General features: G+C 65.9%; 7 protein-coding genes. 3 read left to right on the top strand and 4 right to left on the bottom strand.

What is annotated here, in order from left to right; genetic code table 11:
- From VF662_RS02515 to VF662_RS02500, 4 genes are all read right to left on the bottom strand, one after another.
- On the bottom strand, positions 1-659 hold a 659-nt coding region (locus VF662_RS02515; protein ID WP_464137330.1), incomplete at its 3' end, for a M23 family metallopeptidase.
- A gap of 131 nt (positions 660-790) precedes the next feature.
- Positions 791-1,558 carry a ferritin-like domain-containing protein gene (locus VF662_RS02510; RefSeq protein WP_464137327.1) on the bottom strand — a complete coding sequence of 256 codons (768 nt, stop codon included), beginning with the start codon at positions 1,556-1,558 and terminating at the stop codon, positions 791-793.
- A 99-nt stretch (positions 1,559-1,657) separates the two neighbouring features.
- Positions 1,658-2,017 (bottom strand): hypothetical protein, encoded by a 360-nt coding sequence (locus tag VF662_RS02505; RefSeq protein WP_464137324.1) that lies wholly within the window; start codon positions 2,015-2,017, stop codon positions 1,658-1,660.
- Between the two features lie 135 nt (positions 2,018-2,152).
- Positions 2,153-4,714 (bottom strand): TonB-dependent receptor, encoded by a 2,562-nt coding sequence (locus tag VF662_RS02500; protein WP_464137321.1) that lies wholly within the window; start codon positions 4,712-4,714, stop codon positions 2,153-2,155.
- Between the two features lie 458 nt (positions 4,715-5,172).
- On the opposite strand from VF662_RS02500, the gene VF662_RS02495 reads away from it, so the two are divergent.
- The 3 genes from VF662_RS02495 (at position 5,173) to VF662_RS02485 (ending at position 7,482) form a co-directional block, all read left to right on the top strand.
- Entirely contained in the window at positions 5,173-6,006 is an 834-nt protein-coding gene (locus tag VF662_RS02495) for a cell wall hydrolase (protein WP_464137319.1), read from the top strand.
- Positions 6,007-6,529: 523 nt separating this feature from the next.
- Positions 6,530-7,027, top strand: a complete 498-nt coding sequence (locus VF662_RS02490) for a hypothetical protein (protein ID WP_464137316.1) — start codon at positions 6,530-6,532, stop codon at positions 7,025-7,027.
- Positions 7,028-7,242: 215 nt separating this feature from the next.
- Positions 7,243-7,482, top strand: coding sequence for a hypothetical protein (locus VF662_RS02485; protein ID WP_464137314.1), 240 nt, complete (start codon positions 7,243-7,245; stop codon positions 7,480-7,482).
- The last annotated feature ends 27 nt before the right edge of the window (positions 7,483-7,509 follow it).

The raw sequence follows: 7,509 nt of genomic DNA, 5'->3' as shown, positions 1-7,509 counted from the left end.
AGGTTGCCGTAGCCGCCATTGTTGTATTCGGAGCGGCCGACATACCCGTCGGCGGTCGCGTAGATCGGGGTTCCCATCGGGCCTGCGAGGTCGATCCCGGCGTGCATCGCGGCGCGGCCCTTGAACGGATCGGAGCGGACTCCGTAGCCGGAGGTGAAGGCGCTGCCCTTGACCGGCTCGGTCGAGGGGATGGCGATCGTGCCGCGCTCGATCTGGTCGAGCTTCTTCCAGCTCATGAAGAGCTGCTTGAACTTGGGGTCGGCGGCCTTCAGCGGCTCCACCGCTTCGAACGGCCCGCCGGTTCCGGTGAAGCGCTTCGGATCGATGCCGAGCTTCTTCACTTCGCTCGCGGTGAGCTGGTAGCGCTTCTGCGCAACTTCCTTGATGAGCGCGACGTCCGCTTCCATCGCCTCGACCTGGCGCTGCATTTCGACGACTTTGGCCGTCGAAGCGGCGGGAGTGGTGAGGAACTGGGCGGCTGCGAAAAGCGACCAGAGAACCAGGAGAAGAGCGGCCGAAGCCGCTGCGACCTGAAGCCTGACGCTGACGCTGAAACGGCGGAGGCTCTTCCCGTCGTGGAAGAAAATATCACGCTGCCGAAGGAGCTTAGGGAACTTCGCGGTCCCTGCGGCATTCAGCGTTTGAACTGCGTCGGTCATTCATATCCCCGGCGGCCGATAAGGCCGTCACGGCCGCTCGAAAGCGGCTCGCGCATTCCAATCTGGGGCCAAAAAGCCCCGGCGATGTTCGTCAGGAAGTTGCCCACCCCTCGACGTGTGATTGCAGACTGTTAAACATCCCTTGTCAGAGCAACCCCTTCGTAGAAATCGCGGGATAGACCGGCTTGGTCGCGCGCTGAAGCGTTGAACGGAGGCTTCAACGCACCTCGAAAGTGACGGTCTATTAACCGTTTCCACTCCGGAACGGCGGCTAATTCTCGGGATTCGCAGACGCTTTTGAACCACTTCGTTCCGGCGCCGACATGTCGGATTTCGTCGCGGTAGATGCGATCGAGGATGGCCGCCGATCGAGCGTCGCCGGCGGCCTCGAAGCGCGCGACGGTTGCGGGCGTGACGTCGAGGCCGCGGGCTTCTAGCACCATCGGCACGACGGCCAGCCGCGCGAGCACGTCGCCCGCCGTCTCCTCGGCCGCCTCCCACAATCCGTCATGCGCGGGAAGGTCGCCGTAGCCGGAGCCGAGCGTCCGCAGCCGCCGGTCGAGCAAGGCGAAGTGCATCGCCTCGTCCGCGCCGACCCCGATCCAGTCGTCGGCGAAGCTGCGCGGGAAGCCGGCGCCGAAGCGGCCGACGAGGTCGAAGGCGAGGTCGATCGCGGCGAATTCGATATGGGCCAGCGCGTGCAGCATCGCGATCCGCGCCCGCTCCGAGCCGGCCCGGCCGCGCTTCGGCATGCGCGAGGCGGGCAGGAGCTCCGGCCGGGGAGGGCGGGCAGGGCGGTCCGGCATCGCCACGTCGAACCGGTGCGCCAGCTGCCCCCGCCGCCACGCCCGTGCAGCGGCACGCGCGCACTTCACCTTGTCCCTCGGCTCTGTCGCCATCAGGACGGCTCGGGCAGCCTGCGCGATTGTTGAAGGAGCGGGCGCGGATGTGGAACTCATCGCGCGGCCATAGCCGCCCCGGCGCCTGCGAAGCGAGCCCTAGCGGCGGCGGGCGCTCCGCTCCGGCGGCGCGTCCGAACGGACGAGGCTTTCGATCGGGCAGATCTGCTCCTCGACGCGGATCGAGCTATGCCGGTCGAGAGCACCCAGCGCCGAAGTAACGAAGCCTAGTGAGATCGCGCTGTCGAGGGCAGAGCAGGCGTTCATTGTCCGCGCCAGATACCATTCACCGCCGACGCTGCGGATGTACACCATGCCCCGTCCGGCCCGGCGCCACTCGCTGATGCCGTTGCTGCCGACGAACGGAATGGATGCTTCCGCGGCCGATGCTCGAACTGGAGGTGCATCGGCCGCGCTGCACGAAGCAGCCAGTATGAGGAGGGGGAGAATCAGGCGCATTCGTTCGAACTCCTTCGGGCCTCAACCCTGCCGGGCTAAACCCTTGATCCCGCTTTTCCGCCTTCCGCGCGCAAAAGAAAACACCCGGCGCCATCGGCACCGGGTGTCTTTCTTTCCAGCCTGGACCGGTGCGACTTAGAAGCCGACCGTCAGGGTTGCCTGGAAGGTTCGCGGAGCACCGACCGAGAAGCGGGGGCTCTGGATTACCGTATTCTGCGTGTTGATGTTGCCGAAATAATATTTGTCCAACAGGTTGATGACGCTCAGCTTGAGCGCGGTGCGCTCGAGGCCCAGGCTCCTGAGGCTGATCCGGGCGTCCGCATCGATGATCGTGTAATCGTTGGTGCGTCCGTTCGGGGCGATCGGCACGTTACTGATACCCGTCAGGATGAGCGGCTGACCGGGAGTCTGCCCGGGCGGGATCGTGCCGACGGTCGGAGTAAGCGTGCGGCCGTTGTCGTCGGTCGAATAACGCTTGCCGACATACTTGAACTGAACGCCCACCGAGAGTGCTCCGAGATCGCCCTGAGCGCGCCCGCCGAACTGCCAGCGCGGCGTCTCAACGAACTCGGCGCCCGCGGTGTTGATCGTGGTCGGAGTGCCGGCAGGATTGGTCGGCGTGACGTTGATCACCGGACCCGGAATGTCCTCCTTCAGCTTCGAATCGATGTAGGAAGCATAGCCGTAGAGCAGGATGTTGCGGACCGGCCGCCACGAGACCTGACCGTCGAAGCCGTAGGCCCGGGCGTCGCCCACGTTCCGGTCGAGCGTGGTGCCGAACGTCTGGCTGTTCGGATCCTGGTCCGTCGCGGTGACGATGCGGTTCTTGTAGTTCACCCAGTAGGTCGCGAGCTGCGCCTGCACGTTGCGAGTGCGCATGCGATAGCCGGCCTCATAAGACTCCGTGGTCTCCGGATCCACGTCGAGATTAACGGCGCGGTAGAGATTGTCCGTCGACGGCGAGGAGAAGTTTTTGCCGAAGCTGGCGTAGACGCTGTGGCCTTCGCCGAGCTCGTAGGAGACACCCGCCGACGGCAGGATCGGGCTGTACTTCACGGTCCGCTCGAACGGAGCATAGACATAGCCGCCAGCCGGAGGCGTTCCGGTCGGGCGCGGCGCCGTTGCAGGCAGAATGCGGTTCGCAGCGATCGGCTCGGTGGTGCAGACCGGATTGCCGGTGCTCAGCAACGTGTAGCAATATTGGTTGAGCTCTCGCTTGAAGAATGGAGCGCGGATGCCGGCCGTGATGGTGAGCTTGTCGCCCAAGAACTTGCCGAAATACTCACCGGAAATCTGGTTCAGCAGCGCCACGGAGTAGCGGTCGCGGTTCTGGAGAACGCGGCCGTCCGCAGTGATGATGCGGGCGTCCAGATTGTACTTCCCACCGAACACGCTGATCGGGTTGCCGTCCTCGGTAACGCGGCCAAATTCGCCGGTTTGACGATGCTCACCGCGGTCGAACGTGTAGGCAACGCGCAGGCGCTGCGAGTCCGTGACTTCCCAGATCAGAGAGGTGAGGAAGGTGTAGCGATTGGTCCGGGTGTTGCTCGGCTGATAGACGCGGACGGTATCGCGCACATCGCCATCGCCGTTGAGATCGACACCGGCGGCAAGATTCGCGCCGCGAAGTGCGCCGTTCGTCTCCGACAACGTCGTCGTGCCGCCGCCGTTGGCGAGCGTGCGCTGATAGCCGGGATCGGCCGTGAGGATCAGGCCGTCCATGAGCGTCAGGCGGAGCTGCCCGCGCACGTTGCCGGTGTTCGACGGGTTGATGCGCAGGTTGTAATAGTTGGTGCAGCTTGCCGGCTGGCTGTTGTTGGTGTTGCTGCCGAAGTTGTCATTGTCCGCGACTCCCGGGGTAGGGAGGTCGCGAACGCAGGTTCCGATATTGTCGAAGTCGCGGTTCTGCGAATAATCCAGCGCCGTACCGTTATTGTAGCTGTTGTTCCGATTGCGGTTGAAGTGGCCGGCGATGGAGAAGAAGTCGCCACCCGAGCCGATCGGCTGGTAGATGCGGGCGTTGTACTGCGTCTTGAGGAGCTTACCCGGGCCCTTGAACTTGTCGTACTGCTGATCGGACGCCGCGATCCACGCGCGAGTGCCCCATGGGGTGAAGCTGCCGGTCTGCAGCATTCCGAAGGTGCGGAAATAGTCGAAGCTTCCGACCGAGCCCTTGAGGATTGCACCGAAGTCGGTGGTCGGCACGAGCGAGCGATAGGAAACCACGCCGCCCGCGGCCGACGGGGTCGGGCTGTCGACGTCGGTGGTGCCGAGATTGACCGAGACCTGGTCGATCAGCTCGGGATCGAACTGCTGGTTGCCGAAGATGGCGTAGTTGCCGGTGTCGTTGAGCGGCAGGCCGTCCCAGAGAAGGGCGATGCGGTTGCCGGGGAAGCCGCGGATGCGGAGGTTGCCGCCGGCCGAGCCGTAGGGATCGGTGTTGGTGTAGTTGACGCCAGGGATCAGGTTGATCGTCTGGAGGATCGACTGGCCTTCGGCCTGGCGTCCGATGATCTCCTGCGTCAGGACCGAGCGGGTTTTGGGCACGTCGGGAACGACGACTCCGCCCACATCCTGCTTCCTCGAGCCGGTGATGACGATCTCGTCCTCGACCGCGGCCGAACCGGTGGACTGGGCAGCGGCCATGGCAGGCATGACGAGCGCGGTGGTCGCGCAAAGCAGCGTGAACTTCTTCATGTGAAATGATCCCCAACGGCAAATGAGCTTCGCCCGCGGCGGACCGAAGGTCCCCCCATAGGTGCGCCGCGACAAAACTCGATAAGGACCCACTAAGGCCCATATATTTCTGATTCAAGTCAGCAGCTTGGGGTGTCTGAATTTAACTGTATCAGTGTGGCCGTCCCACCATGGCACATCCGATTTTGCCCTCTCACGCAGTGGGAACGGGAGGTGTTAGGCGGCTTTGAGCACGTCCCATCGGACAGCCTGGAAACGCGTTCTTGTATATGCCCAAGGCCTTGAAGCTACCGACCGCGAATCGCCTCTCCAGGAGGGGCGCTGCAGCCGGGCTCTGCGCGTTGCTCTTCTCCGCTTCCTGCGTTCCCGCCGGGGTCGAGACTCGCCCCGCCGCCGTCGCTGCGCTGACATACGAATCGCAGCTTCCGTCGGTGCCGCCTCCCGCGCCGGAGCCGCTTGTGCTCGAAGCCGTGGCGCCGGAGACTGCAGTGGCGATGAACGCCGCGATCCCGCTCTCCCAAGGCTACAATCCGCCCGCGCGCCGCTTCGATCTTCGCACCCGCAGCTATGTGGACAAGCTGCGCTCGCTCGATTGCCTGACGACCGCCATCTATTACGAAGCCGCCTCCGAAAGCGACGACGGCCAGCGGGCGGTGGCGCAGGTGGTCCTGAACCGGGTCCGCCATCCAACCTATCCGAACAGCGTCTGCGGCGTGGTCTACCAGGGCTCCGAACGAACCACCGGCTGCCAGTTCAGCTTCACCTGCGATGGATCGCTTGCGCGGGTCCCTTCAGCGGCGGGCTGGGCCCGCGCCCGGCGGATCGCCGCCGCGGCGCTCGCCGGAAGCGTCTACGCGCCGGTGGGCCTTGCCACCCACTATCATACCTTCCGGGTGCTCCCGCACTGGGCGAGGAGCCTCGTCAAATCGGCAGTGATCGGGGCGCACATCTTCTACCGCTGGAACGGCGGCTGGGGCGGCCCGGCCGCGTTCAACCAGAGCTATGCGGGCGCCGAGCCGCTGCCCGGGCCGAAGCCGAAGGCGGATCCCTCGCCGATGCTCGCCGCCAACCAGGTCCTTCAGGCCGAGCTCGCCGCCTTGGTCGATGCCGGCCGCTCCGCTCCGCCGCCGCAGCGTTTCGCGTCCTCCACTGGTGCAGCGGCCACCGCGCAGCTGCCGATTGCGCCGGAAGTGACCGGCGGACCGCGTCTTCCCGATTCGCAGATCCGGGAGGAATATCGCTATTCCGGAATGCCGCGGGACCAGCTGCCGGGCGCCGCCGCCTCCAGATAAAGCTCGCGGTTCGGCGCGCCGATTATCCCCAATATCCTCTTTATCCACAGGCTGAATCTTCTTTCCGCGAATCGCATTCGGTGAGACTTTCAATCCGTGGCCGAGAGCGGTTCCGCCGGAAACGGAGGGGCAGCGGGAGGCGACAGGCCGGTGCGGGAGCGGCAAGCCGAAAGGCTAGGCGATCCCCGCTGGCAGGGCGGCGGACGAGAAGGGCGGGCATCAGCTTCAGCGATGCGGACGCGCTTGTCGGGAAGCCCCCGGCAGAGCTGAGGCCCTTTGGGGGCGAGGCACTGCGTAAGAGGCAGTCCGGCGGGAAGTTCGCTTTCCCTTGGAGGCCGCCCCGTCTGGGCAGGAGCGAAGGGCCGCAAGGCTCATGCGCAAGGGTCCAGGCCAGTGGGGGCTGGTGGAAACACCAGCCCCCATTTTCGTTTCCGGCCCCGATCGCGGCTTCCCTCGAGGAGCAGGAACCCGCCCGGCGCGGCGGCGTTCGCTCCCCGAACACATTCAAGCAAGGGAGCTCGACATGGCCGATCCCGACACCGGCGGCGGCATCAACGAAGCGGCGCTTGCCGGCCGCGACGAGGAGGACCTTGGCGGCGCCGGCGGATCGAGCGGCGGCGGCACCATCGCAGGCTCGGGCGATCCCTCGGGAGGCACGCTGGGCGGCACCGGCGGGACGAGCGGCGGTGTTCCCGCGGACATGCCCGGACCGGAGGGACCTCTCGGCGGCGGCACCGGCACTCTTGCAGGATCCAGCGGCGGCATCGCGGCCGAAGCCGCTGCGCTCGGAAGCGCGGACGGCTCCCTGGCGGACGCGGCGGCGGCGGCGCAGCCTGGCGCGGAGCGCCTCAGCGACGGCCCCGTCGGCGGCGAGACATTCGGCTCCGGCGCCGGGCGCGGCGAGGCCGGCTCCGGCACGCCGGGCGACAAAGCCGGGCTCGGCGGCGGCGGGCCGCTCGGCCAGCACGGCGGCACCGGTCCGGCAGGCACTGCAAGCCCCGGCGGCGACGGCCGCGCCTGACGAGGATTTCGGCGTCTCGAGCGGCGCGGACTTGATCGCAGGTTCACGGAAGCTAGGCTTCGAGGACGATGAAGCCCCCTAAGAATGCTCTTAGGCAGCTACGCAGTGGTAGCGGGTTCGCCGTCCTGGCAATCCTCGCTCTGCTTTTGGGTTGCGCGTGGCCTACTCGCGATCAGGCGACATTGAAGGCGATCAAAGCCGAGGCGCAGGCCCTAATGATGACCCACACAGGCAGGGCCTATTCGACCATCCCGAAAAGCCGGTGGCCACGCGCCATCGCTGCGCTCCGCCCCGAAACGATGACCATCTACGAAGATGGCGTCAATATATTGATGAAGCCGGAGTTCGACGGCGGTTGGGGGTATTTCATTCCCAGAGGCCAGCGGGAGTCGCCGGAGCCAGCAGGCCGCTACTCGAGCGTGGGTCAGGGCGTCTACTGGTATCACCCCTATTGATCGGGGGTATGCAAACCAGGTGACCCC

It is taken from the genome of Allosphingosinicella sp., from assembly GCF_036387215.1.
Lineage (GTDB): Bacteria > Pseudomonadota > Alphaproteobacteria > Sphingomonadales > Sphingomonadaceae > Allosphingosinicella.
Note: the sequence above shows the minus strand (reverse complement) of the source record. Positions and strands in the feature narration are given on the sequence as shown.

Excerpts from the sequence above, each read along its gene's own strand:
- VF662_RS02510 (WP_464137327.1), bottom strand. The coding sequence starts at position 1,558 with ATGGCGACAGAGCCGAGGGACAAGGTGAAGTGCGCGCGTGCCGCTGCA.
- VF662_RS02490 (WP_464137316.1), top strand. The coding sequence starts at position 6,530 with ATGGCCGATCCCGACACCGGCGGCGGCATCAACGAAGCGGCGCTTGCC.
- VF662_RS02500 (WP_464137321.1), bottom strand. The coding sequence starts at position 4,714 with ATGAAGAAGTTCACGCTGCTTTGCGCGACCACCGCGCTCGTCATGCCT.
- VF662_RS02485 (WP_464137314.1), top strand. The coding sequence starts at position 7,243 with ATGATGACCCACACAGGCAGGGCCTATTCGACCATCCCGAAAAGCCGG.
- VF662_RS02505 (WP_464137324.1), bottom strand. The coding sequence starts at position 2,017 with ATGCGCCTGATTCTCCCCCTCCTCATACTGGCTGCTTCGTGCAGCGCG.